At 72.4% G+C, this 24,063-nt stretch carries 18 protein-coding genes; 10 read left to right on the forward strand and 8 right to left on the reverse strand.

Features of this window, described 5'->3' with window-relative positions; all coding sequences use genetic code 11:
- Nucleotides 1-37 precede the first annotated feature (37 nt).
- On the reverse strand, nt 38-1,888 hold the full coding sequence (locus FLX08_RS27285; protein WP_142622788.1) for a CDP-glycerol glycerophosphotransferase family protein: 1,851 nt from the start codon (nt 1,886-1,888) through the stop codon (nt 38-40).
- 34 nt (nt 1,889-1,922) lie between these two features.
- On the reverse strand, nt 1,923-3,329 hold the full coding sequence (locus FLX08_RS27290; protein WP_142622790.1) for a bifunctional cytidylyltransferase/SDR family oxidoreductase: 1,407 nt from the start codon (nt 3,327-3,329) through the stop codon (nt 1,923-1,925).
- A gap of 169 nt (nt 3,330-3,498) precedes the next feature.
- Between FLX08_RS27290 and FLX08_RS27295 the strand changes: the two genes are divergently transcribed.
- From FLX08_RS27295 to FLX08_RS27320, 6 genes are all read left to right on the forward strand, one after another.
- Nucleotides 3,499-5,007, forward strand: coding sequence for a CDP-alcohol phosphatidyltransferase family protein (locus FLX08_RS27295; protein ID WP_280117136.1), 1,509 nt, complete (start codon nt 3,499-3,501; stop codon nt 5,005-5,007).
- On the forward strand, nt 5,004-5,669 hold the full coding sequence (locus FLX08_RS43030; protein WP_142622794.1) for a DUF5941 domain-containing protein: 666 nt from the start codon (nt 5,004-5,006) through the stop codon (nt 5,667-5,669). Before FLX08_RS27295 ends, FLX08_RS43030 begins: the two co-directional genes overlap by 4 nt.
- A gap of 93 nt (nt 5,670-5,762) precedes the next feature.
- Entirely contained in the window at nt 5,763-6,494 is a 732-nt protein-coding gene (locus tag FLX08_RS27305) for a phosphocholine cytidylyltransferase family protein (protein ID WP_142622796.1), read from the forward strand.
- 44 nt (nt 6,495-6,538) lie between these two features.
- Nucleotides 6,539-7,579 (forward strand): iron-containing alcohol dehydrogenase family protein, encoded by a 1,041-nt coding sequence (locus FLX08_RS27310; RefSeq protein ID WP_167530594.1) that lies wholly within the window; start codon nt 6,539-6,541, stop codon nt 7,577-7,579.
- A complete protein-coding gene (locus tag FLX08_RS27315; RefSeq protein WP_142622800.1) occupies nt 7,557-8,315 on the forward strand; it encodes a CDP-alcohol phosphatidyltransferase family protein in 759 nt (252 codons plus the stop codon). Before FLX08_RS27310 ends, FLX08_RS27315 begins: the two co-directional genes overlap by 23 nt.
- Before the next feature lie 162 nt (nt 8,316-8,477).
- Complete coding sequence (locus FLX08_RS27320) at nt 8,478-9,359, forward strand: glycosyltransferase family 2 protein (protein WP_142622802.1); 882 nt, start codon at nt 8,478-8,480, stop codon at nt 9,357-9,359.
- Between the two features lie 22 nt (nt 9,360-9,381).
- Here the strand turns inward: FLX08_RS27320 and FLX08_RS27325 are convergent, their stop codons facing one another.
- Nucleotides 9,382-10,260, reverse strand: a complete 879-nt coding sequence (locus tag FLX08_RS27325) for a GNAT family N-acetyltransferase (protein WP_142622805.1) — start codon at nt 10,258-10,260, stop codon at nt 9,382-9,384.
- A 170-nt stretch (nt 10,261-10,430) separates the two neighbouring features.
- On the opposite strand from FLX08_RS27325, the gene FLX08_RS27330 reads away from it, so the two are divergent.
- The gene (locus tag FLX08_RS27330) at nt 10,431-11,360 is read left to right on the forward strand and encodes an ion transporter (protein ID WP_208761691.1); all 930 of its coding nucleotides are present in this window, start codon (nt 10,431-10,433) and stop codon (nt 11,358-11,360) included.
- Nucleotides 11,361-11,387: 27 nt separating this feature from the next.
- On the opposite strand, the gene FLX08_RS27335 is transcribed toward FLX08_RS27330, so the two are convergent.
- Nucleotides 11,388-12,137 carry an acetoacetate decarboxylase family protein gene (locus FLX08_RS27335; protein WP_142622807.1) on the reverse strand — a complete coding sequence of 250 codons (750 nt, stop codon included), beginning with the start codon at nt 12,135-12,137 and terminating at the stop codon, nt 11,388-11,390.
- Between the two features lie 149 nt (nt 12,138-12,286).
- On the opposite strand from FLX08_RS27335, the gene FLX08_RS27340 reads away from it, so the two are divergent.
- Nucleotides 12,287-12,655, forward strand: coding sequence for a YciI family protein (locus FLX08_RS27340; RefSeq protein WP_142622809.1), 369 nt, complete (start codon nt 12,287-12,289; stop codon nt 12,653-12,655).
- Entirely contained in the window at nt 12,639-13,883 is a 1,245-nt protein-coding gene (locus tag FLX08_RS27345; RefSeq protein WP_142622811.1) for an RNA polymerase sigma factor, read from the forward strand. Before FLX08_RS27340 ends, FLX08_RS27345 begins: the two co-directional genes overlap by 17 nt.
- A gap of 4 nt (nt 13,884-13,887) precedes the next feature.
- Here FLX08_RS27345 and FLX08_RS27350 read toward each other — a convergent pair whose 3' ends face one another.
- The 4 genes from FLX08_RS27350 to FLX08_RS27365 all read right to left on the reverse strand — a co-directional run bounded on the left by FLX08_RS27350 (nt 13,888) and on the right by FLX08_RS27365 (nt 21,646).
- Nucleotides 13,888-15,024 carry a glycosyltransferase gene (locus tag FLX08_RS27350; protein ID WP_142622813.1) on the reverse strand — a complete coding sequence of 379 codons (1,137 nt, stop codon included), beginning with the start codon at nt 15,022-15,024 and terminating at the stop codon, nt 13,888-13,890.
- Between the two features lie 67 nt (nt 15,025-15,091).
- Nucleotides 15,092-17,497 carry an acyltransferase family protein gene (locus tag FLX08_RS27355; RefSeq protein ID WP_142622814.1) on the reverse strand — a complete coding sequence of 802 codons (2,406 nt, stop codon included), beginning with the start codon at nt 17,495-17,497 and terminating at the stop codon, nt 15,092-15,094.
- 298 nt (nt 17,498-17,795) lie between these two features.
- Nucleotides 17,796-19,736 carry an LCP family protein gene (locus FLX08_RS27360; protein ID WP_244312914.1) on the reverse strand — a complete coding sequence of 647 codons (1,941 nt, stop codon included), beginning with the start codon at nt 19,734-19,736 and terminating at the stop codon, nt 17,796-17,798.
- A 296-nt stretch (nt 19,737-20,032) separates the two neighbouring features.
- Complete coding sequence (locus FLX08_RS27365; RefSeq protein WP_208761692.1) at nt 20,033-21,646, reverse strand: hypothetical protein; 1,614 nt, start codon at nt 21,644-21,646, stop codon at nt 20,033-20,035.
- 256 nt (nt 21,647-21,902) lie between these two features.
- Here FLX08_RS27365 and FLX08_RS27370 point away from each other — a divergent pair, with 256 nt between their 5' ends.
- Nucleotides 21,903-24,050: a hypothetical protein gene (locus FLX08_RS27370; RefSeq protein ID WP_244312915.1), complete on the forward strand. Its 2,148-nt coding sequence runs from the start codon at nt 21,903-21,905 to the stop codon at nt 24,048-24,050.
- Nucleotides 24,051-24,063 lie beyond the last annotated feature (13 nt).

The raw sequence follows: 24,063 nt of genomic DNA on the forward strand, positions 1-24,063 counted from the left end.
GTCCGCGTCGATACGCTGAGTTGACGCGGTCAGTATCTCACTCGTGTACGACAGGATCGAGGGCGCTCAGGCCGAGGGAGCGGGCGCGGGTCCCGGCGCGGGCGGCGGCACGCCGTACGGCCTCCTCGAAGCGGGCCAGCGGGTCCCGCTGGTCGGCGCCGAGCAGGTAGGCGCGCAGCGCCCGCCGGGCGGCGGCCATGTCGTCCTCTCCGGCCACGTCGATGCGGCGCAGGACGCCGGGAAGCTCCGCCAGGTCGGGCCCGAGCAGGTAGGCCGCCCCGGCGGCCGCGTAGCGCTCCCGGAACCGGTCCTCCGGCAGACCCGCCACGTTGGCCACGACGTACGGCTTGCCGCTGGCCACGAAGTCCGACACCACACTGGAGATGTCCGAGATCAGCACGTCGGCCTCGTTGAAGCACTCGTACAGCGACGGCTCACGGCCGGTCACGACGAGGTGCGGCATGCCGGTGCTCTCGGACAGCAGATTGATGATCTTCCGGTGCGCCGTACGGGCGGCCTGCGAGCGGTGGCCGGTCAGCGGGTGGGGCTTGTAGATCACCCGCACCGGCTCGGCGAGCAGGGCGCGCACGATCGCGGGGCCCATGGCGACGAGCGAGCTGTGGAACAGGTCGTCGCTCCATCCCTCCCACGTGGGCGCGTACAGGACGGTCCGGTGCGGCGCCGCCCCCTCGGCGTACGGGCTGGTGCGCCGCACCCCGGCGAGCTGGGGGCGGCCGACCTCCTCGATGGCCTCGTCGCGCACGCCCACCTGGGCGCGCAGGTAGCGGTCGCGCCCGGCCGGCCCGGCCACCCAGACCTCGTCGTACACCTTGGTGTACGGGTTGAAGGACGCCTCCTTGTCGCTGTCGCCGTGGCCGATGAACACGCTCCGCACGCCCGGCACCCGGAGCATGTGGATGTTGTTGCCGACGTTGGCGGGGAACAGCGCGACCCGCACGCCGTCGAGCGAGCGGAAGTTCATGAGGTCGACGGAGGAGGGGACGCACACCACCGGCAGCGTCGTCGATCCGATGGCCGTGACCTGGGCCCGCTCGCGCAGCACCACGAGCGTCCTCGGGCTGATGCGCTCCAGCGTCCCGAGCCACATCGTGGCCTGGTAGGCCGCCGTGACCGGCCCGGAGAAGTACATGACGACCTCGGGCCGGTAGGCGGCGACCCACTCGTCCACGGCCGCGAGCACCCGGCGCCGGTCGCCCAGATGCCTGGCCCGCCGCGCGTGCGCCAGCAGCAGGGCCACCGCGACGACCTCCAGCGCCAGGGCCGCGGCGGCGCCCGCCGCGCCCGTCCAGCCCAGGCCCGTCGCCGCCCCGGCCGCGGCCGGCACGGCCGCGAGCGCGTCGAGGTAGAGCAGCTTGGCGCCCCGGCAGGTGAGCAGCACGCGCGGTGGCGCGGGCGGGACCCGCAGCGCGGGCAGGTCGATGTTGCGGGTCACCACCGGCATCTGGTGGTGCCGCCGGTCGACGTGCTCGGCGAGCCACGTCTGCACCGCCCGCAGGCCGTGGAACAGGAACAGCCCGGCGGCGAACGCCGCGAACCACCACGGACGCCCCGGGGCCAGCCGCGCCAGCAGCACGACGACGGCCGTCTCACGCGACAGGAAGCGGACCGTGGCCCCGAGATGGGCCCGGCTCAGCATCCCCGCCGCCCGGCCCGGCAGCGCGATCTCCGCGGCGTACGACAGCGGCACGAGCACAGCGAAGGTCGCCGGCAGCGGCCACACGGCGGCCGCGAGCAGGGCCGGGTAGGACGCGAGCGTGAGCGCGGTGAACGCGCCCCTGCGCCCACCGGCCAGGCCTCTCAGCGCCGGTCGCCGGGCCAGCCTGACCAGTGCGTGCGGGGCCCTGCGCCCCTTGTTGTTTCCCCCCATGGGCGGGCGCCCGTCCCTCCGTAGATGGTTGCGGTCATCGGTTGAGCCGTACGTCCACGACCTGTCCCGTGAGGCGGGACAGCAGCACGTCGATGCTGGTGCGGGCGACGGCGGCGGGGGAGAGAAGCGTTCCGGCGGGTTCGTCGCCGAACGCGCGCAGCCGCATGGGGGTGGCGGTGCGCTCGGGGTTGACGCAGTTGACGCGGACACCCTGGCAGGCCCACTCGTCGGCGAGTGCCTGGGTGAGGTTGACGACGGCGGCCTTCGTCGAGGAGTAGAGGCTGTAGTCGGCCCGGCCGCGGGTGTAGGACGAGGAGGTGTAGAGCAGCAGGTGACCTCGGGTCTCCATCAGGTATTTCACCGAGGCGCGGGCGATGTTGACCGGTCCGAGGTAGTTGATCCCGATGGTCTCCTCGATCGTGTGCTGCCCGGACTCGCCGAGCTTGCCCATGTGCAGCACGCCCGCCGTGTTGACGACGTAGTCGATCCGGCCGGTCTCGGCGTACACGCGGGCGAGCGCGTCCTCCACCGCGGCGACGTCCTCGACGCGCACGCCGTTCTGGCTGCGGGAGAACGAGTGGACGCTCGCGCCGTAGCCCTTGGCCAGCGCGACGATGTCCGCGCCGATGCCGTAGCTGCCGCCGAAGACCACGAGCGTGCGGCCTTCCAGCCCGGCCCGGTAGGCCTCCTCGTCCAGCGCGGGCGCGGTGTTCTCGGCGAGCTGGAAGAGCTTGTCGGCGATGAAGACGTCGACCGGATGGGTGACCTTCATGTTGTGCTCGCTGCCGGGCACGATGTAGATCGGCACGTCGGGCAGGTAACGCAGCACGACGCCGCAGTCGTCCGTCGTGGGCAGCGAGGGGAACTCGGGGTCGGCCAGGGCCCGCTCGTACGCCGCCCTGATCACCGACAGGCGGAAGCACTGCGGGGTCTGCCCCCGGCGCAGCCGGGAGCGGTCGGGGATGTCGCGGATGATGTCGCCCCGCGGGCCGGGGACGGCCACCACGATCGTGTCGGAGGAGGGGATCGCCACCTCGACCGCCTCGTAGCGTTCGAGCGCGGCCACGCACTCGCTGATGATGCGGGGCTCGATCAGCGGCCGTACGGCGTCGTGCAGCAGCACGTCGCACTCCTGCTCGCCCAGCGCGCACAGCGCCCGCCAGGTCGTCTCGGTGCGGCTCGCGCCGCCTTCGAGCACCCGGCCGACCTTGGTGTAGCCGTTCCTCCTGACGAGCTCCTCGGCCTCGGAGACGAAGCCGGGAGCCATCAGGACGACGACCTCGTCGATCTCCGGGTGGCCGTCGAACACGTCGAGGGTGTGCTCCAGGATCGTCTTCCCGGCGATCTTGAGAAGCTGTTTCGGGGTGTTGAGGCCCACGCGCTGACCGACGCCGCCGGCCAGCACCACCCCCACCCTGCGCAGACGCGATTCGGCGATCATGTTGTCCTCCCCGGAGGAGACCATACCCGTGCCGGAAGCCGGAGAAGGTGATTGCCACCTTGTGATCACTCGGTTACTTTGCGAGGTGAGCACGTGCGGTCAACGTGAAACGGGTTTCCATATGGGGGCGGATCCGAGCAAGCCCGGTACGTCACGGGACACAGAGACGGTGGCGGTCGTCCTCGCGACCTCGCCGGCCGCCGGGCTGCCCTGGTCGGACGGCGCCCGATCCGAGGGCAGCCTCCTGGAGCGGCTCACCGCCCAGCTCCTCACCCTGCCGGTCCGCGAGGTGCTGGTCGTGGTCCGGAGCCAGGACGCCCAGGTGGGGGAGTGGGAGAAGAGTGCGGAGGGCGGCCCGCGCCACCAGATCTGCGTCAGCGACGGGCTCGCCGAGGACCTGCGGATCGTGGCCAAGACCGCCCGCGCCTCGAGCTCCCCCGTCGCCGTGCTGGCGGCCGACGTGGTCGCGCACACCGAGGCGCTGTCGCTGCTGCTCGAACATCCCGCGCGCCCGACCGGCGCGCTCGTCGCCAGTGGCGACCCGGCCCCGCTGCGTCCGCCCGTACGGACGGAGTGGGGCCGCGTCGTGTCGGCGGGCACGTCCTTCCACGAGGTCGAATGGGCCAACGGCACCTTCCGCGGCGTCCTCCAGGTCGGGGAGGCCCACCTGGCCGGGCTGGCCGACATCGCCGAGGACCTGGCCGACCTGGCCCAGCGCCGCCACCTCGGGCGGGTCGGCGACGGCGAGGTGCCCGAGCTGCTGCTCACGGGCCTGGTGCGGGCGGGCGTGCAGGTGCACGCCGTCACGCTGAACACCCTGCACTGCGGGCGGGCCGGCACGCGCCCGGCCGCCGAGCGCGCGGTGCGCGAGCTGGCCGACGTCGACGAGGCGCAGGCCCGGCTCGACGCCGCGGTGAAGAGCGGCGACGGCTTCTTCACCACCTTCTGCGTCAGCTCGTGGTCGCGCCACCTCATCCGCCCGGCCGCCCGTCTCGGCCTGACTCCGAACACGGTCACCGGCATCTCGGTCGCCTTCGCCGCCATCGCCGCGATCTGGTTCTCGGACGGCGGCCGGGCGGGGCTCGTGGTCGGCGCCGTCGCGCTCTATCTGTCGTTCGTGCTCGACTGCCTGGACGGGCAGCTCGCCCGATACACACGCCGTTTCTCCCCGCTCGGGAGCTGGCTCGACGCGATCTGCGACCGGCTCAAGGAATACCTGGTGTACGTCGGCCTGGCGGCCGGATATGTGGCGGGCTCCCGGGAGCCGTGGGAGATCTGGGCCCTGGCGGTGGGCGCGATGATCCTCCAGACGGTCCGCCACATGGTCGACTTCTCCTACGCGGGAGCGGTGGCCGACCGGGCCAGGGCGGCCGGCCTGCGGGCGGCGGCTCCGCGTCCGATGGCCGTGCCCTGGGACGAGGCGCCCGCTGCCGCCGCCGCGAAGGGCACGGGATCGGTGCTGGCGCTGTCGCGGCGGCTCGACGCGCTGAGCGGTGCGCGGGGCGTGGCCTACTGGGCGAAGAAGATGATCGTCCTGCCGATTGGGGAGCGCATGGCGCTGATCTCGGTGACGGCCGCGCTGTTCGACGCGCGGGTGACGTTCCTCGCGCTGCTGGGCTGGGGCGCGGTGGCCCTGGCCTACACGGCCGCCGGGCGGATGGCGAGGTCCTTCGCATGAGTCGTCGTCCCCGGGAGGCCGGTGGGAAGGCTCGGGGCGCGATCTCCGTGCACATGACGCCGGTGCCGCGCAGCGTCGTTGTGGCCAACCGCGACGACGGCCCGCTGTCGAAGGCGATGGGGCTGCTCGTGGCCGGGCAGCTCCCGCCGCTGCCGCCCGCGATCGCGGGGGCCTTCGTGACCGCCGTGCTGCTGGTGCTCGGCATCGCCGGGGCCGACGACTTCGCGGTCTTCGCCCCGGCGGTGGCCCTGCTGCTGGCCGGGGCGGGCAGCGCCCACCGGCACGACGGGCGGCTCGACTGGCTGGCGCCCCCGATCCTGCGGCTGACCGAGTATGGCTTCATCGCCTCGGCCGGGTTCGCCCGCTCCGTGCCGCCGGTGCTCATCGTCGCGCTGCTCGGCGCGCTGGCATTCCACCACTACGACACGGTCTATCGGCTGCGCCAGCACGTGTATCCGCCGCCGTGGCTGGCGACCGCCGGACTCGGCTGGGACGGCCGGATGCTGGTCGTCGCCCTGGGCGGCCTGCTCGGCGTGGTGCCCGTCGTGTTCGTCCTGCTGGCGCTCTACCTGTGGTGCCTGTTCGCCTGGGAGAGCATGACCTGCTGGCTCGCCGCCCCCCGCACGCCGGACGAGGCGGTGGAACCGGCGGCCCAGGATTAACGTCAGACCAACGGTGGATTACCCAATCGGGGTGCCGAGCCAACTAACCTTTGGGGTTACTGTCTGACGCTCGACCTCAAGGAGTGCGGGAAATTGCTCGGAATGGTGCTGGCCGCCGGGGCCGGACGTCGCCTGCGGCCGTACACCGACACGCTGCCGAAGGCGCTGGTGCCGGTCGACGGTGAGACCACGATCCTCGACATCGCTCTGCGTAACCTGGCGGCCGTGGACCTCCGCGAGGTCGTGGTGATCGTCGGCTACCAGGCCCAGGCCGTACGGGAACGGCAGGCCGACCTGGAGCGGCGCCACGGGGTGAAGCTCACGCTTGTCCACAATGACAAGGCCGAGGAGTGGAACAACGCCTACTCGCTGTGGTGCGCCCGCGACTACTTCTCCCAGGGCGCGTTGCTGGTCAACGGCGACACCGTCCACCCGGTGTCGGTGGAGCGGACCCTGCTGGCCGCCGAGAACACCTCCGACATCCTGCTCGCCGTCGACGACGTGAAGTCGCTGGCGGACGAGGAGATGAAGGTCACCCTGGAGGACGGCCGGCTGAAGCGGATCACCAAGCTCATGGACCCGGCCGACGCGTACGGCGAGTACATCGGCGCCACGCTGATCCGGCCGGGCGCGGCCGAGCGGCTCGCCGACGCGCTCAAGGCCACGTTCGAGCGCGACCCGCAGCTCTACTACGAGGACGGCTATCAGGAGATGGTCGAGCGCGGCGAGAAGATCGCCGTCGCGCCGATCGGCAAGGTCGAGTGGGTCGAGGTGGACAACCACGACGACCTCGCGAAGGCCCGTGAGATCGCGTGCCGTTACTGATTTCCGCGGTCTTCTGAGGAGTTCGCATGCCGATTCTGGCAAGGATGCTCCCCGCGCCTCTCACCATGGAGGTGCGGCGGGGCGCGATCGCGCAGCTCGGCACCCTGCTCGCCGACAGCAGGGTGGCCACCTCCGGCCGGGTCGCGGTCGCGGTCGGCGTCGGGCAGGGCGATCGCATCGCGGAGGTCATCGCGCCTTCGCTGGGTGAGGCCAAGGTGCTCCGGGTGGCGGACGGCACCGTGGACGCCGCCGTCTCCCTCGGCGCGGACCTGCGCAAGGGCAACTACGAGGCGGTGATCGGCGTCGGCGGCGGCAGGACGATCGACGCCACCAAGTACGCCGCGTCGCTCGCCGGCATCCCCATGGTCGCCGTCGCGACCAACCTGTCGCACGACGGCATCTGCTCGCCGGTGGCCTCGCTCGTGCACGAGGGCGGCAAGGGCTCGTTCGGCGTCCCGATGCCGCTGGCGATCATGGTGGACCTCGAGTTCGTCCACGACGCTCCGCCCCCGCTCGTCCGGTCCGGCATCGGCGACGTGCTCAGCAACCTGTCGGCCATCGAGGACTGGCAGCTCGGCAACACCGAGCGGGGCGAGCCCATCGACGGGCTGGCGATCTCCATGTCGCGCACCGCCGCCGAGGCCGTGCTCGGCCGGCCGGACTCGATCGAGTCAGACGCGTTCCTGACCGTGCTCGCCGAGGCGCTGATCCTGTCGGGGATGTCGATGGTCATCGCGGGGTCAAGCCGTCCGGCGAGTGGTGGCGATCATGAGATCCTTCATGCTGTGGACCAGCTATTCCCCGGCACCTCCAACCACGGCGAGCTGGCCGGCATCGGCGCGGCGTTCTGCTACTTCCTCCGCCAGGACGCGCACCGGCTCGGCCAGGTGACCGGCTGCCTCAGGCGGCACGGCCTGCCCGTCGCCCCCGGCGACGTGGGCCTGACGATCGACCAGTTCACGGCCGCGGTGATGCTGGCTCCCAGCACCCGGCCCGGCCGCTACACCATCCTTGAGCACCTCCGGCTGTCGGAGCACGAGGTCCGGGGGAGAGTTGAGGACTATGTCCGCGCCGTCGGTCGCTGAGCTTCGCGCGGTCGCCCAGCCGCAGACCACCATGGACCGCCGCAGCGGCGAGCACTGGGCCGGCCTGCTGTACATGCGGCGCCTGTCCATCTACGCCACCTGGCTGCTGGCCAAGACCCCCATCTCGCCGAACCAGGTCACCGGCCTGATGATCCTGTGCGGGGTGGCGTCGGGCGCCGTGCTCGCCCTCCCGGGCTTCTGGGCGGCGCTGGGCGCGGCCCTGCTCATCCAGGTCTACCTGCTGCTCGACTGCTCCGACGGGGAGCTGGCCCGCTGGACCGGCCGGACCTCCATCACCGGGGTCTACCTCGACCGGGTCGGGCACTACTTCGCCGAGGCGGCCCTGCTGATCGGGCTGGGGTTCCGGGCCTCGGAGACCCTGCCCGACTGGTACACGGTGATGGGCGTGGCGGCGGCGCTCGGCGCGATCCTGATCAAGTCGGAGACCGACCTGGTCGACGTCGCCCGTGCCCGGTCGGGCCTGGTGGCGACCACCGAGGCGGCGGCGCAGCAGTTCGTCTCACCGCGCCTCGCGCTGGCCCGCAGGGCCGCGGCGGCGCTGCGGTTCCACCGGGTGATCCAGGCCGTCGAGCTGTCGCTGATCGTCGTGGTCGCGGCGGTGCTCGACAACTGGTTCTCCGCCACCCGCATCCTCGTGGTCGCCTGCGTGGTCATCGCGGCCGTCCAGCTCGTGCTGCACCTGGTCAGCATCCTCGCCTCCCGGCGGCTCTCATGAGCGTGCCGGGTCCCGCGTACATTCACGGTTGGGTAGGGGTTTGGTGTCAGTTCCGATACCCTTGTCCGAAGGTAAACCAGGCAGATTCCGGATTGCCCGGCCATACAGACTCGGTGATCATGAAGTCGTGTGTAGTGCGCCCCACATCGAGGCAGTGACGCGGTGAAAATCTCCTGTGTCATCCTCACCATGGGCAACAGGATCGCCGAGCTCGACCGGGCGGTGGAGTCCGCGCTCACCCAGATCGACGGCGACATCGAGGTGGTCATCGTCGGGAACGGCGCGGACGTCCCGGAGCTGACCGCCCGGCCGCTGCCCGGCACCGCCGCGACGATCAAGACCGTACGGCTGGAGCGCAACGCGGGCATCCCCGAGGGGCGCAACCGCGGCGTTCAGGAGTGCTCGGGTGACATCGTCCTGTTCCTGGACGACGACGGCTGGTATGCCAACTCCAAGGTCGCCGCGCACGTCCGCGAGCGGTTCACGCACGAGCCCGACCTCGCCGTGATCAGCTTCCGGGTGATGGACCCCGAGGGCGGCTCGGTGCAGCGGCGGCACGTGCCCCGCCTGCGAGCCGGCGACCCCGAGCGGTCGTCGCCGGTGACGACCTTCCTCGGCGGTGCCTGCGCGATCCGCAAGTCGGCGTTCCTCCAGGTCGGCGGATTGCCGGAGAAGTTCTTCTACGCCCACGAGGAGACCGACCTCGCCTGGCGCCTGCTGGGCGAGGGCTACCGCATCGAGTATGACGCCGAGCCGGTCATGTACCACCCGCTGGTGCTGCCGTCGCGGCACACGGACTTCTACCGGCTGAACGCCCGCAACCGGGTCTGGCTGGCCCGGCGCAACCTGCCGTGGCCGCTCGCGATGTTCTACCTGCTCAACTGGGTCGTGCTCACGCTCGTACGCGAACGTTCGATGCCCGCGATCAAGGCGTGGTTCCGCGGCTTCTTCGAGGGGCTGCGCGAGCCGGCGGGCGAGCGCCGTCCCATGGCCTGGCGCACCGCCTGGCGCATGCTCCGCCTCGGCCGTCCGCCCATCGTCTAGGTCTGGACGAGCGGCCGGGTCGTCAACCGAGCGCCGACATGAACGAGGCGACGAGACGGGACCGGTCGCCGGGGAGCGGCCTGCCGCCGTGGACCATGAAGGACGTCGTGGAGGACCGCGCCAGCCCACGTCCGGCGAACCACGAGGTCAGCTCCTCGTGGCGGCGGTGGAGGTCGATCCTGATCCGCGCGTCCGACCCCCGGGCCAGGCCGGTGACGAGGGCCCGCACGGTCGCGTCGTCCTCCGCGACGACCGGCCCGACGAACAGCCGGTCGCCGCTCCGCCAGGCCGCCCCGTAGCCGGTGATCTCGCCGTCCCGCTCGACGACCCTGACCTGCTCGGCGAAGGTGAACAGGCGGGCCAGCAGGCGCGATCGGCCGGCCCCGAAGACCTCGATGTCGAGGGCGCACAGCGCGGCCAGGTCCCGCTCGGGCTCGGCGAGCCGCGTGGCGTTCCGGCCGGCACCCGCCTCGCCGTACGGGCCGTCGCCGGCGTCGAAGCGGCCGACCCGGGCCTCGACCACGCCGACCGTCTCGAAGCCCAGCTTCTCGTACAGGGGCCGGCCATACTCCGTCGCGCACAGGAACAGGGTCGCGTCGCCGGCCTCCGCGAGGACGTGCTCCAGCAGACGGCGTCCCAGCCCTCGCCCGCCATAGCGGGAGGCCACCAGCATCATGCCGACGGCGGCGGCCGTCGTGCCGTACCGGGTGAGGACGACCGTCCCCGCCAGCCCGCGGCCGTCCGGGGCGTCGACGCCGAAGCCCTCGCCGTTCTCCAGCAGGAGCCGCCACTTGCGCTCCTCCCGCGGCCAGGAGCGGTCGTGCGCCAGGTCGAGGCAGTGCGGCAGGTCCGCGAGACCGAGACGGCGGACGGGCGGGACGGACGGGTCTGCGGGCTTCATGGGCACCTTTCCCTCGACGGCTCTCCGACGGTAGCGCCCCCGGCGTCCGGAGCGCGGCACCGCACAAAGTCGATCAAAGCAGTGCGGATCGCGCTGCCGACGTTCCTCGGGAACGGCGGTCAGGAGCAAACTGTAGGATTTCGGGCGTTCACGCTGTCTGATCTTGGAGTGTGGGATTGCCCTTCCAGCGCGAGCGGCTCCGTGTCTTCGTCGACTCTCCGGTCTTCCAACGTGCGGTCATCGCCGTCATCGCGCTGAACGGGCTCGCGCTCGGGCTGGAGACGTCGCACGAGCTGGCCGACCGACACGCCACGGTCTTCCTCGTGATCGACCGGGCCATCCTCGCCGTTTTCGTCGTCGAGATCATCCTGCGGATCGCCGTACACGGAAAGGCGTTCTTCCGTGACCCGTGGAACTGGTTCGACCTGGTCATCGTCGGGATGGCCCTCGTGCCGGCCTCGGAGTCGGTGTCGATCCTGCGGCTCTTCCGGTTCCTGCGGGTCCTGCGGCTGATCTCCGTGGTGCCGGGCATGCGGCGGGTCGTCTCGGCGCTGTTCGCGGCGCTGCCGGGGCTGGCCTCCGCCGTGGTCCTCCTGCTGCTGTCGCTCTACACGGCGTCCGTGATCGGCGAGCAGCTCTTCCACGAAGTGGCCCCGCGCTACTTCGGCGACCTCGGGCGGTCGCTGTTCACCATGTTCACGGTGCTCACGGTCGAGGGCTGGCCGCAGGTGGCCGAGGACGTGATGACCAAGGAGCCGCTGGCCTGGATCTTCTTCGCCACGTTCATCGTGATCACGGCGTTCTTCGTGCTCAACCTGCTCATCGGCGTGATCGTTTCCGCGATGGAGGCGGAGGTGAACGCCCAGCGCTGGAAGGAGGACCAGGAGCTGGAGCTGGAGCAGCACACCGCGGTCATGAACGAGATCAGGGCGCTGAGCGAGAAGGTCGACCGGCTGGCGGCCCAGCTGCCTGCGCTCGCGGACGCCCGTCCCCCGGATACCGGCGCCCCCTCGGACGCGGAGCACTGCTCCTGCGGCCATCAGCCGACCCGTGGCGAGGTGCCCCAGGCCGAGGCGGACGGCCGGCGTCAGGGCGAGTGAGGGTGCCGGACGCGGCACGCGGGGGCGTCACGCCGGTCCGGGCTCCTGGAAGGTCATCGACACGTGCTCGGCGGTGGCCGTCATCAGGGCCCGCCGGGGCAGGCCGAGCTCGCTCAGCTCCTTGGCGATCGGGTGGTTGCCCAGGCGGATGAGCGCGCCGCCCGGCCGCCAGCGGACGCCCCGCGCGCGGGCCGTCCAGGGGATGCGGCGGGTGACCCCGTCCAGGTGGGCGTAGGCGTCCGGCACGGGCAGGCCCTCGCCGAGCAGCGGCGCGGGCGTCGCCCGGATGCCGGGCCTGAGCAGCAGGTCGACGACCATGCGGCCGTCCCGCCGCAGCAGGCACCGCTTGTACGGCGAGCCGAGCCGCAGGTCCACGTCGGCCAGCTCCTTGGGAAAGCCCCAGATGGTCCGCCCGGCCTCCAGGGTGAACGCCTGGTCGACCGGCAGCCAGTGGACGAAGGCGCCCGATCCCGCCCCGCGCAGGTCCTTCAACCCGGCCAGGAGCCCAGGTCTCGGCGGGGGGCCCGCGCCGTCCGGCCGTACGAGGAAGGTGACGCCGAACTCGTTGTAGGAGCCGAGATCGGAATCTTGGTAGCGGACGAACACCAGCGAGCACAGGGCCTTGCCCGGCAGGACCTCGGTGACGTCCATCCTGGAGTACGCGAGGACCGCGCGGGCCGCGTCGGCCCGCACCAGGTAGGCGGCGAGGCAGACCGACGCGTCGCGGACCTCCACCGGCGTCTCGACCCTGCGACCCTGGACGAGATGGCTTGCCATGCTCCAAGTACAGCAAGCCGGGCGGCCGGGCGACAGCCGTACGGCGGCAAGGTTGTGCCAGTCCTGATGTCGATTCGCGGGGCGGCCGGTCGTGTAGAAGGTGAACGGGCCCGCGCCGGGCGGGCCTCACCGGAGAGGTGTACGAGGCCATGAGGCACTATCTGCTCAGCATCCAGCAGCCTGACGGCGGGACGCCCCCGCCGGAGGTCCTGGAGCCGATCATGCGGGATCTGGCGGTCCTCAACGAGGACCTGCGCGCCGCGGGGGCGTGGGTCTTCTCCGGCGGGCTGCACGATCCGGGCACGGCGACCGTGGTGCGGGTGCGCGACGGGGAGGAGCTCGTCACCGACGGCCCGTACACCGAGGGCAAGGAGCACGTCGGCGGCCTGACGATCATCAAGGCGCCCGACCTCGACGCGGCGCTCGAATGGGGGCGCAGGCTCGCCCGCGCGACCACGCTCCCGGTCGAGGTGCGCCCCTTCGCGGGCGTCGTGGAGGGCGATGACGACCGGAGGTAGGGACCCCGACATCGAGCGGGTGTTCCGCGAGGAGTACGGCCGGGCCGTCGCGGTCCTGGTCCGCCACTTCGGCGACATCGACGTCGCGGAGGAGGCGGTGCAGGACGCGTTCGCCGAGGCGGTGCGGCGCTGGCCGCGCGACGGGCCGCCGCCCAGCCCGGCCGGCTGGATCATCACGACCGCCCGCAACCGGGTGATCGACCGCCACCGGCGGGAGTCCCAGCGCGCGGACAAGCAGGCGCGGGCGGTCCTGCTGCACGCCCCCGGCGGCGCCGACGACGAACCGGCCGACGAGGAGGGCCCCGTGCACGACGACCGGCTCCGTCTGATCTTCACCTGCTGCCATCCCGCGCTCGCCCCGGCCGCCCGGGTCGCGCTGACGCTGCGCCTGCTCGGCGGCCTCACCACGGCCGAGATCGCGCGGGCGTTCCTGGTCCCCGAGCCGACCATGGCCCAGCGGCTGGTCCGGGCCAAGGCCAAGATCCGCGACGCGGGGATCCCGTACCGCGTCCCACGGGAGGCCGATCTGCCCGACCGCCTCAGGGCCGTGCTCGCCGTCGTCTACCTGATCTTCAACGAAGGGCACACGGCGAGCGCGGGCGACCGGCTGGCCCGCGAGGACCTGTGCGCGGAGGCCGTCAGGCTCGGTCGCCTGCTGGCGGCGCTGATGCCCGGCGAGCCGGAGGTCATGGGGCTGCTCGCGCTCATGCTGCTCGTCCACGCCCGCCGCGACGCCCGCACCACCCCGGCGGGCGACCTCGTGCCGCTGCCGGAGCAGGACCGCGGCCGGTGGGACCGCGCGCTCGTCGCCGAAGGTCAGGACATCGTGCGGGTGTGCCTGCGGCGCGGCCGGCCGGGGCCCTACCAGATCCAGGCGGCGATCAACGCGGTCCACGCCGACGCGCCGATCGCCGCCGCCACGGACTGGCGGCAGATCCTGAGCCTGTACGACCACCTGCTCGCCCTCGCCCCCAACCCGGTCGTCGCCCTGAACCGCGCCGTCGCGGTGGCCGAGGTGGACGGGCCGCAGGCCGCGCTCGCCCTCGTGGACGACCTCGACCTGGACGGCTATCACCTGTTCCACGCCGTCAGGGCCGACCTGCTGCGGCGGCTCGGCCGGGCCGGGGAGGCCGCGCGGGCGTACGAGGCGGCGATCACCCGCACCCGGAACGCCTCGGAGCGGGCCTTCCTCGACCGGCGCCTGCGTCAGGTGCGGGAGCCGGGATAGGGCATCAGGCCGGGACCGTACGGCTCGGGCTCAGGGCCGGGACCGTGTCCGGAGCCTGGGCCCACCGCTCCAGCAGGGCGACGAACTCGCCGGCCACGGCCGGCCAATGGTAGTGGTAGAGCGCCTCGACGTAGCCCCGGGCGCCCATAGCGGCACGCCGTTCGGCGTCCTCGCGCAGGCGGAGCACGCACCGCACGACCGCGCCGGCCACCGCGCCGACCTCGCCGAACGGGACGATCGTCCCGCAGCCGACCCGTCCGACCAGTGACGCCGCGCCTTGCAGCGGGGTCGTCACGACGGGGACGCCGCGGGACATGTACTCGACGACCTTCGTGGGCGTGGACGGTCGACGGTGCGGCGCGTCGTGCAGCAGGGACAGCCCGGCCAGGGCGCCCTCGGCCATCCGCAGCGCGTGGTTGTTGGGGACGTACCCGAACCAGTCGAGCAGCCCCGCGCGCTGCGCGTCGCGCAGCATCGGACGCACCTCGGCGTCGGCGGGCCCGATCAGGTCGAGCCGGATGCCGTACGGCCGGAGCCGCCGGGCGACCTCCACCATCTCGGCCGCGCCGCGCGCGAGGGAGATGTGGCCCACGTAGACGATCCGGTGGTCCCCCGGCGGCGGGGGCGGCGAGGGCGGCACGTACGTGTGGTCGGGCACCACGGGATGCGCGCCGGGGAAGCGCGCACGGTAGGACTCCTCGGCGAGGATCAGATGGACGCGCCGCTCCGCCCGGCTCTCGATCGCGCGGATCAGCGGCGGCAGGACGCTCCGCACCGGCCCCGGCAGGTACGTCTTGGCGTCGAGCGCCCCGATCGTGTCCTCGTGGACGTCCCAGACCGTGGGGGGCCGCCTGCGCGGCAGCGCGAGCAGCAGCTCGATGTCGTGCACGAGCAGCAGGTCGGCGTCTCGGGCCGCCGTGCGCAGGGCGGAGGCGGCGGCCCGCAGCGCCTTGCCGCGGCGCAGGCCCACGGCCCTCGGCACGTCGACGGCCCGGATGCCCGGCCGCGGCGTCACGTTGCAGTGGGTGAACGGCGCGACGAAGGTGACCTCGTGACCGGCGTCGAGCAGCGCCCGGATCTGGCGGTGAGTGATCCGGGCGTCCTCGGGATGATGGACTGTCGTGCCGACGCATACCCTCATGCAGGAAGGCTGACCGCACCGTCCGAAATGACCGGATGTGCCGGGTAAATGCTCCTCGAAATGCCGCTTAACTTCCGGTGCTCGCCGGCTGGGCCGGCCGCGCGCTCGGCCTCCGGTACAGCCAGGTCAGCCGGGGTTCGAGCAGCCACTTGAACGCCGTACGGGTGATCGGCAGGCACAGCACGATGGCCAGCGCGAAGCAGGAGCACGCGATGGCCGCCACGCCGAGCGGGCCGTGCAGCCAGGAGAAGCTGAGCCAGCCCATCTCCTTGGCGATCATCACCGGCACGCCGTGCAGCAGGTAGCAGTAGAGCGTGCGGGTGCCGAGGTCGGTGAACCACGTCTGGCGCCGGGGGATCAGCGACATCACGGCCGCCGACATGGCCAGCGCGGCCACCAGCAGGGCCGTCCGCAGCATCATGCCCTTCCACCAGACCAGGTGGAGGTCCTTGTAGCTGTTCTTGTAGTAGATCGGGCCGAGCTTGATCGAGTAGTTCTTCACCAGGAAGATCGCGACAGCCGCGGCGCCCAGCAGCACGATCGCCGACAGCACCATCACCCAGCGCTGCTTGAGGAAGTCGAAGACCTCCGGCTTGAGCACGAGACCGAGGACGAAGAACGGCATGAGGCCGAAGAAGCGGTCCATGCTGAAGTCGCCGGAGAGCTGGGAGAACCCGGCGAACAGGTAGACGACGATCGAGATGATGAACGGGTACTTCATCCGCTTCCACACGGGTGTGGACAGCCGCCAGAACAACAGCGCGAGCAGATACCAGTTCAACCAGGCGGGGTCCGTGATCGTGATGCTGAACTTGTGCCCGAAGGCGGTGCGCAGCACGGCGTACCCCAGCTCGACGATCACGTACGGCACGAGGAACGTGTCGACGAGCTTGTTGGTCTTCGCGTTGGAGTTCCAGAAGTTCCTGGACAGGTAACCGCTGATGATGACGAACAGCGGCATGTGGAAGACGTAGATGAACAGGTACGCCGCCCGCGAGGAGTCGGCCGCCAGCGTCGGGACCAGCGAGTGCCCGATCGGCACCAGGGCGATGCCGACGAACTTCACGTTGTCCAGGTAGGGGTCACGCGGCTTCTTGCCCCGGGGCACGCGCTCTGGCGCGCCCTCCGTGCCGTCACGCCACCCCGCGCCGCGGGCGGACGGGTCGTCCGGCCGGGCGGGCGCCGCCTCGGCCCAGGCGGGCAGCGGGGCGCGCAGCGGCTTGCCGAGGGGGCCGGTCTGGCGGGGGTCGTTCGCGCCGCCGGGGCCGTCCTGGGAGCGCCGCCAGGGGTCCCACTGGGCGGGGTCGGCGTCCTGGCCTGGCCACGCGGGGGCCGGCGCATACGGCGCGGCGCCGAAGGGGCCGTCCGGGGTCACGGCCGGGCCGGCGCCGGACGGGCCGGTGCCCGACGGGGGAGTGTCGAGGAAGGGGTTCGCCGTCCGTCCGGCGGCCGCCGGCGGTGGCTCCGGGAAGCCGGGAGGTTCGGGGAAGCCGGGTGGTTCCGGAAAGCCAGGGGGTTCGGGGAAGCCGCCGAAGCGCGTTCCCGCCGTCTCGGGCCCGGCGCCGAAGGCCGGAGTGGGGAAGGCCGGGGGCTCGCCGAAGGGCGGCGTGGGGGCGTCGGGGCCGCCCTGTGCTCCTGGGCCGTGTGCTCCTGAACCGTGTGCTCCTGGGCCTGCCAGTGGTCCGGCGGCGGGCGAGCGCCGGGCGGCGGCAGGGAACGCGTCCGCGAGGTTGCGGGGGCCGTTCTCCGGGAACGCCTGCGGCCACGCCGTGGGACCGTCGGCGGCGCCCGTGGGCGAGGCGGAATGCTCCGCGCCTTGATGAGCCGTGTCCTTACGATCCGGGCCCCGGCCCGTGGAGAAGTAGTCGAAGCCCTCCGGCTGCGGGGCGGACGCGGGCGGCATCCCCAGGCGGGAGGCGCCCGGCTGGCGCGGCTTCCGTACGGGCAGGGGCGGCTTGTCGCCCGGTGTGGACGTGCCCGGTGTGGACGTGCCCGCTGTGGACGTGCCGGGTGTCGAAGCGCTTGGGGTGGAGGCAGTGGGGGTCGGGGCGGCGAGGGGAGCGGCCCCTGTGCTCCCCGGCTTGCGCACCGGCAGCGGCGGCTTCTCGTACGACGAGGAGGCGACCGGTGTGGAACCGGCCGGCGCGGGGCCCCCGGCGCTCCCCGCTTCGGCGGCGCCATTCGCGCTGCCCGCGCTGCCCGCGCTGCCCGCGCTGCCCGCGCTGCCTGGGGCCCTCCCGCCGCCGCTCTCGTCGCCGGGCGCCCGAAGGCCGCTCTCGTGACGCCCGTGCCCATGCTGCTCCGCTTCCGGACCGCCCGCGGTCTTCGGCTCCCGCCGCGGCAGGCCGCCGCCGTCCGGAGCGGGCCACTCCCCGGTGATGCGGCTTATCACTCCGGTGGGAGCCTCTTCGGCGTCGGGGTCGTTGCCTTGCGGAGATCCGGGAACCGGGGCGTGATGGCGGGAGTCACTCACGGGAGAAACGCTCAGCTATCTGTTGGGAGGCTCGGGGGAACGGCCACGCATGGCGTAGCGTCGCCGCGTCCTTTCGGACACTAGCGAAGGCGCCCCGGCGCATCAGCCCGAACGGGCGAACAGGGCGCGTCCGCCAGGTGTTCACCCTAACGTTCTTGAACGCTGATGTCGCCTCTGGGGTCGAACGAAGCTCTTGTGGCTTGTGTGGACTTCGTTGTCAGACCGCTGGAAACGGAACGGGCCGGGGCCCTTCGCCCCCATAGAGGACGCAGGAGCCCCGGCCCGGCCGTGACGCGGGTCAGCTCGCGCAGGGGTTGGTGTCGGCGGTGACGGCGTTGTCGCCCAGCTCGATGGGCGAGCGGACGCCCTTCCAGTCGGCGCCGACGACGAGCTGGATGATCGGACCGCGCACCTTGCCCTTGGGCGCGTCCGGCGGGGGCGAGGACGGCGTGAACGGCGTGACCGGGCCGCTCGCCACCTTGCCGGTCTCCGGGCTGACGGGGTTGAGCAGCTTGCCGACCAGCATCTTCGAGTAGTTCCAGCCCTGACCGGTGTAGCGGACCATGGTCTTCGGCTGGTCGGTGCCGTCGGGCCTCTTCGCGTCGCCGACGCCGACGACGTTGAAGCCGAGCGCGGACAGCTCCTCGGCGACCTCCTTGGCCCGTCCGGGGGTGTTGGTGCCGTTGAACACCTGCACCTTGACCTGCTGCGGCTTGGTCACCACGGGGCCGGACGGCGAGGCGGCCGCGCTCGGGGTGGCGCTCGCGGTCGGGGTGACCTCGGTGTCGTTCGCGATGGCCTTGAAGAGGTTGCCCGCAGCCGGCTGCTTCCACTGGACGCGGTTCTTGTCGGCGACGTACGGCTCCCACGGCACGGTGGTGGCCTTGAAGCCCTTCGCCGAGAGCTTCTGCGCGCTCTGCGCGATCTTGATGAGCTCCTCGGTGTTGAGCGCGTCGTCCATCGTGACGGACTTCGCCGCGGCGGCGATGAAGTTCTGCAGCTTGCCGACGTCGGTGAGCAGGGCGCTGCTGGTCGCCTTCTTCACGACCTGCGAGATGAAGACCTGCTGGCGCTTGATGCGGGAGATGTCGCTGCCGTCGCCGAGGCCGTAGCGCAGCCGCACGTAGCCGAGCGCCGCCTCGCCCTTCACGATCTGCCTGCCGGCCGGCAGGGCGAGCTTCGCCTTCTTGTCGTTGACGGCCTGCGGCAGGCAGATCTCGATGCCGCCGAGCGCGTTCACGATGTTCTTGAAGCCGGTGAAGTCCACCTTCACGTAGTGATGGACGCGGATCCCGGTGAGGGTCTCGATCGTGCGGCGCGTGCAGATCATCCCGCCGTCGGAGAACGCGGAGTTGATCATCCCGAGGTGCGCAGGGACGAGCGTCTTGTTCCTGTTGTAGCAGGCCGGGATCATCACCATGGAGTCGCAGGGGAAGCTGAGCAACGTCGCCCCGTCGCGGTTGGGCGACACGTGCAGCAGCATGATCGTGTCGGTGCGCTCGCCGTCGTTGACCAGGTGCTGGCCGTACTTCTTGTTGTCACCCGCGCGGGTGTCGGAGCCCACGAGCAGCACGTTGATCGCGCCGGTCTCGTTGACGGGGCGGTTCTTGTCGAGGTCGTCGGTGGACGCGCCTCTGTTGATCAGGCCGATCGTGCTCCGATAGACCTTGTAGGCCGTCAGCGTGCCGATGACCATCACACATGTGAGCACCACGCTGATCCAGCCGCCGATCCCCAGGCCGGACCGGCCACCGCCCCCGCCGCCTCCGCGCCGGCGGGACGGCTTGTCGTCCGGGGGGAGGTCGCCGCCGCCTCCTGAGGCGCGGCTCGGGGCGGTGGGGGGCGGGCCGTAGCCGTCATCGTCGCCGCCACGCCTGCGGCCGCGCCGCCGCGGCGGCTCCTCATCCTCGTAGAGGGGATCACCGGGCTCGAAGAAGGGCTCGGGCGGCTCGGCGCGCCGCCCGCCTCTGCGGCGTCCTCCCCCGTCGTACGCCTCCGGCGGGTAGTCGTCTTCGGGCGGTCGCTGCCGGCCTCGTCTCCCCGGCATCTCCGCGTAGCCCGCGGGGGCGGTGGCCACCGGCACGTCGGCGTATCCGGCGGGTCCGGGAGCCCCTCTGCGGCCGCGGGGAGCCTCGAAGGCGCCGTCGTACGCGCCGTCTTCCTGGGGACCCCAGACTCTCTGGTCTGCCGGAGCCGGCGGACGGCCGGAACGCGCGCCGACGCGCCTGTGCTCGCTCATCGCAGGCCCGCCAGGCAGGCGGGTGTACGGCCTGGTAGGGCGGCCGGACGAGTGGGCGAGGGGCCGGCAGGATTACTGGTTCGCTCGCACACTTGTCCTCCTTGCCTGGCGATCACGTGGCGCTCCGAGGTTAGGTCACTGGAGCGTCTGCGGGCGCCGCGATTGGGAGGATCCGGGCCGCGATCACGGCGTGCCACGTCCCCCTGATCCAGGGGCAGAGCATACTAAACACCGACATTATGGGTATGACATTGAGTTTCCCTTTACCGGGATTTGATGTTTCAGACGTTGTTTGGTCAGCTCAGCGGGTCATGTCCGGTCCGGGATGCCCGGACGGACAGGGCGGCGGCCAGACAGGCGAGCGGCGCCGCGGGCAGGACGTAGCGGTAGTCGAACTGGGCCGTGGCGGGCGGGACGAGCAGCAGCGCCCACGCGGTCGCCCAGGCGACGCCCCAATTCGAGGCGGCCCCATGGGCCCGGCTTGCGACGGCCCCGTCCGAGGGTGCCGCGTTCGAGGGTGCCCCCTCCGAGGGTGCGCGGTGCGCGGGCGGCCGCCGCGTCCGCGCCGCACTCGGCGACCATCGGGCTCGCGCCGCGCCGGGCCACCACCGGGCCCGTACGGCCCGGGCGGCAGGGGGCACCAGGAGGATGACCAGCAGCGCCGTCCCCGGCAGCCGTACGACGTCCTGATAGGCCCGCATCACGCCGGCGAACGGCTCGACGACGTCCACCGTGATGGGTCCCTGCTCGTAACGCTGCGCGAACTCCTTGCCGACGAGCGCGGGGTGCCGGCCGGGCGACGGCGGCACGGTCGCGGGGAACTCGTAATACCCGTACGTCTCGGGGTCCGGATAGACGGGCCTGCCGAGCGTGAACGACCTGCCGAGCTCGGTCAGCATGCCGCGGAGGTAGTCGAGCGGCTGGCTGCGGATCGCGAGCGAGGCGAACCTCCCGGCAAGGGTGTCGGTCTCCTTGGTGAACGTGATGCCGGGCAACCGCACGAGCGGGGATTCGGCGTTCCAGATGTACTCCTGCGACGCCGGCCGGGACGCCGGAGGCCGGGGGTCGCACAACACGGCGAGGTCGGGCGGCGGCTTCATCACCGAACAGTCGGCGAACGCCATCGTGCGGGCGTAGAGGAAGACGCCGTTGGAGCCGACCAGCCCGACGCGCTGGTAGGTCGCGTAGAACCAGCCCGCGTAGCCGGCGACCGGCAGGAGCGCGGCGACCAGGAACGGCACGGTGAGCCGGGCCACCACCCTGCCCGGGCGGGCGCCCTCGGCCGCGCGGCGCACGCCGTAGGCGAGCAGGAGGAGCGCGAAGACGGCGATCAGCGGCAGCCCGACGGTCCTGGTCAGCATGGCGGCGGCCAGCACGAGGCCGAGCGCGGCGGCCGAGCGCGGCGTCAGCGTGCGGCGCATGGCCAGGCACACCGCCCCCACGACCAGGAACGTGAACAGCGTGTCGGAGACGAGCAGGTGCTCCAGCTCGATCTGGTACGCGTCGAGCAGCACCGGGACGCAGGCCAGGACGGCCGCCCACCGAGGGCCGCCGCGCCGCAGGACGGTCACGTAGAGCATCACGCCGACGAGCAGCCCCAGCACGTGTTGCACGGTCACGACCAGGGCGAAGCTGTGGAAGGCCTCCAACAGCCGGAGGAACATCGAGTAGCCGGCCGGGCGGACGAGGTCGGGCCTCGGCCGCATGGCCGTGACGACGTAGGTGTAGGAGTCGGGGAACCACAACGCGGGCCGGTAGCCGAGCGTGGTCACCAGCCGCAGGAGCGCCCCCAGCCCGAAGACCACGAGGAACCACCGGTGCCTGCGCGCCCACCCGCGAAGCTCCGTACGCGCCCAGGCCACGGGGTGCATCGGATCGCGGGGCGCCAGACGCTCGCGGACCCGGCTCATCGGCCCCGGGGACGGCGGCTCGCCGGACCGGGCAGGCTCGGGACGCGCGTGCCGGGGCCCGTCCCACCCGGGCCAGGGCGCCGAGCCCCGGCTGTCCGACACCCTCATATGCCCCCTGCCTGCCTCCCGGCGTACGCTACCGGCTCCGTACGACCCCCCGTGCGAGCTGAGCACGCCCCTGTGGACAACCGCGACGCGCGCAGCGGACGATCTTCCCGGTGAAGGCGTGGGGGCCGCTAATCTCGGGGGCATCCCAGTGAACAGATCCGGCCGCCCACGCGGCCGCACACGGCTGCCGTCCGAGCAGGAGGCGGCGGGCAGGACGCTCGCGGCCGCCTCCGTCGTGCCCGCGCTCGCGCTGAGCGGGTGGCTGCTCGCCGGGCTGCCGCTGCTGCTGCTCGGGTGGTTCCGGCCGCTGCCGATGGCGCTGCTCGGCGGCGCAACCGCCCTCCTGCTGTGCGTGTGCGGCCTGCGCCGCCTGCCCGGGACCGCCGCCCCGCCGCACCGGTGGGCCACGGCCGCGACATTCGCCGTGGCGCTCGGCTCGGGGGTGTTCAACGGGCTCCTGCACGGCGAGCAGCTGATCGTCCGGCGCGACCCGTCGACCTACGCGCAGTATGCCGTCTGGCTCGCCCGGCACGGCTCGCTGCCGATCCCGGTGGGCGACTTCGGCGGCCCCGATCCCGCGCTCCGCTTCGACAGCATGGGCGTCTACATGACGGGCGACGGGATCGTCCCCCAGTTCATGGCCGGGCCGCCGATGACCTACGCGATCGGCCACTGGCTCGGCGGCGTCCCCGGCCTGCTGCTCGTGCCGCCCGTGCTGGGCGCGCTCGCGGTGCTCACCGTCGCCGGGACGGCCGCGCGGCTCGTGGGCACGCGCTGGGCGCCCCTCGCCGCGCTCGTGTTCGCGATCAGCCTGCCGATCCTCTACACGTCGCGGACGACGTTCAGCGAGATCCCCTCGCTGATCCTGCTGTTCGGCGGGATGAACCTGCTGCTCGACGCCCGTGCCCGGCTCGGAGCGGCGCTGCCCGGCGCGGGTTTCCCGTCCGCCGCGCTCGCGGGGCTGTCGTTCGGGCTGGCGCTGCTGGTGCGCATCGACGGCCTGCGTGACGTGCTGCCCGTGCTCGCCTTCGCCGGGATGCTCGTCGCGCTGCGGCGGATTCCCCGCGAGAGGCCCTTCCCCGAGGGACGGCTGGGCGTGCCCCTGCTGATCGGCCTGGTCGTGGGCGGCGCGTGGGGGTTCACCGGCGGCTATGTCCTCGCCCGGCCCTACCTGGAGTATCTGTCGGGCTCGCTCGTCCCCCTGCTCGCGATCTGCGCGGTCGTCGTCGTGCTCACGGCCGCCGGTACGGCTCTCGCGCCCTGGATCGCCGTCCGCGCCCGCCGTCTCCCCAAGGCGGGGTGGCTGCCGAACGTCGCCGCGGCCCTGGTCGTGCTGGTCATGGCCGGCTTCGCCGTACGGCCCTGGGCGCAGACCGTGCGCCGTTACGCGGTCACGCCCGAGGACCGGCTCACGGCCGACTTCATCGAGAAGACGCAGATCGCCAACGGCCTTGCGAAGGACTCGTCCCGGCTCTACTACGAGCACTCCCTCGACTGGGTCTTCTGGTACGTCGGGATTCCCGCCGTCGTGCTGGCCACCCTGGCGGCGGCCGTGCTCGTGCGCCGCCTGATGAGGGGCGGCCTGACGAATGCGGCGGAGTTCGGCTGGCTGCTGCCGCTGGCGGTGATCGGGTGGACGACGGTGACGACGCTCTGGCGTCCCGCGATCACCCCCGACCACCCCTTCGCCTCGCGCAGGCTGGTGCCGGTCGTCATCCCCGGCCTGGTGCTGCTCGCCGTCTGGGGGCTGCGCCGGCTCACGGGGTGGCTCTCGGAAAGGCTCCCGGAAAGGCTCGCGCGTACGCGCTGGTTCGCCGCCGGCCCGGCTCGCTCACGGGTCGCCGTCGCGGCGGGGGCGCTGCTGCTCGTGGTCCCGCCGGCGATCACGTCGATCGGCACCGCGTTCACGCCGGTCAACCGGGGGGAGGCCGCCGCGGTGGCGGGCCTGTGCCGGGCGATCCCGGCGAACGCCTCGGTGCTCATCGTCGAACGGGTCACCGGCGACCGGCTGACGCAGGTCGTCCGCGGCCAGTGCGGGCTCCCGGCGGCCCGGGTGGTCTTTCCCCAGAAGTCCGACGTGCCGCTCCAGGCCGACGTGCTGCGCCTGGCCGAGGCCGTCCGCCGTACGGGCCGCGTGCCCGTGCTGCTCGCCGCCGAGCCCGAGCAGCTCATGGCGTACGGCCCGGCGACGCGGGTGATGAGCCTGCACACCCGGCAGGACGAACGCTCACTGGTGGACCCGCCCAACGGCACCTGGTCGCTCACCATCAACGTCTGGATGACCATACCGACCTGATGGATCTAGGGTT

The organism is Microbispora hainanensis (genome assembly GCF_006874475.1).
GTDB classification, from domain to species: domain Bacteria; phylum Actinomycetota; class Actinomycetes; order Streptosporangiales; family Streptosporangiaceae; genus Microbispora; species Microbispora hainanensis.

Bases quoted from the DNA above. Each gene is read 5' to 3' on its own strand.
- FLX08_RS27285 (WP_142622788.1), bottom strand. From the start codon at position 1,888: ATGGGGGGAAACAACAAGGGGCGCAGGGCCCCGCACGCACTGGTCAGG.
- FLX08_RS27290 (WP_142622790.1), bottom strand. From the start codon at position 3,329: ATGATCGCCGAATCGCGTCTGCGCAGGGTGGGGGTGGTGCTGGCCGGC.
- FLX08_RS43030 (WP_142622794.1), top strand. From the start codon at position 5,004: ATGAGTCGTCGTCCCCGGGAGGCCGGTGGGAAGGCTCGGGGCGCGATC.
- FLX08_RS27310 (WP_167530594.1), top strand. From the start codon at position 6,539: ATGCTCCCCGCGCCTCTCACCATGGAGGTGCGGCGGGGCGCGATCGCG.
- FLX08_RS27315 (WP_142622800.1), top strand. From the start codon at position 7,557: ATGTCCGCGCCGTCGGTCGCTGAGCTTCGCGCGGTCGCCCAGCCGCAG.
- FLX08_RS27325 (WP_142622805.1), bottom strand. From the start codon at position 10,260: ATGAAGCCCGCAGACCCGTCCGTCCCGCCCGTCCGCCGTCTCGGTCTC.
- FLX08_RS27335 (WP_142622807.1), bottom strand. From the start codon at position 12,137: ATGGCAAGCCATCTCGTCCAGGGTCGCAGGGTCGAGACGCCGGTGGAG.
- FLX08_RS27340 (WP_142622809.1), top strand. From the start codon at position 12,287: ATGAGGCACTATCTGCTCAGCATCCAGCAGCCTGACGGCGGGACGCCC.
- FLX08_RS27345 (WP_142622811.1), top strand. From the start codon at position 12,639: ATGACGACCGGAGGTAGGGACCCCGACATCGAGCGGGTGTTCCGCGAG.
- FLX08_RS27350 (WP_142622813.1), bottom strand. From the start codon at position 15,024: ATGAGGGTATGCGTCGGCACGACAGTCCATCATCCCGAGGACGCCCGG.
- FLX08_RS27360 (WP_244312914.1), bottom strand. From the start codon at position 19,736: ATGAGCGAGCACAGGCGCGTCGGCGCGCGTTCCGGCCGTCCGCCGGCT.
- FLX08_RS27365 (WP_208761692.1), bottom strand. From the start codon at position 21,646: ATGAGCCGGGTCCGCGAGCGTCTGGCGCCCCGCGATCCGATGCACCCC.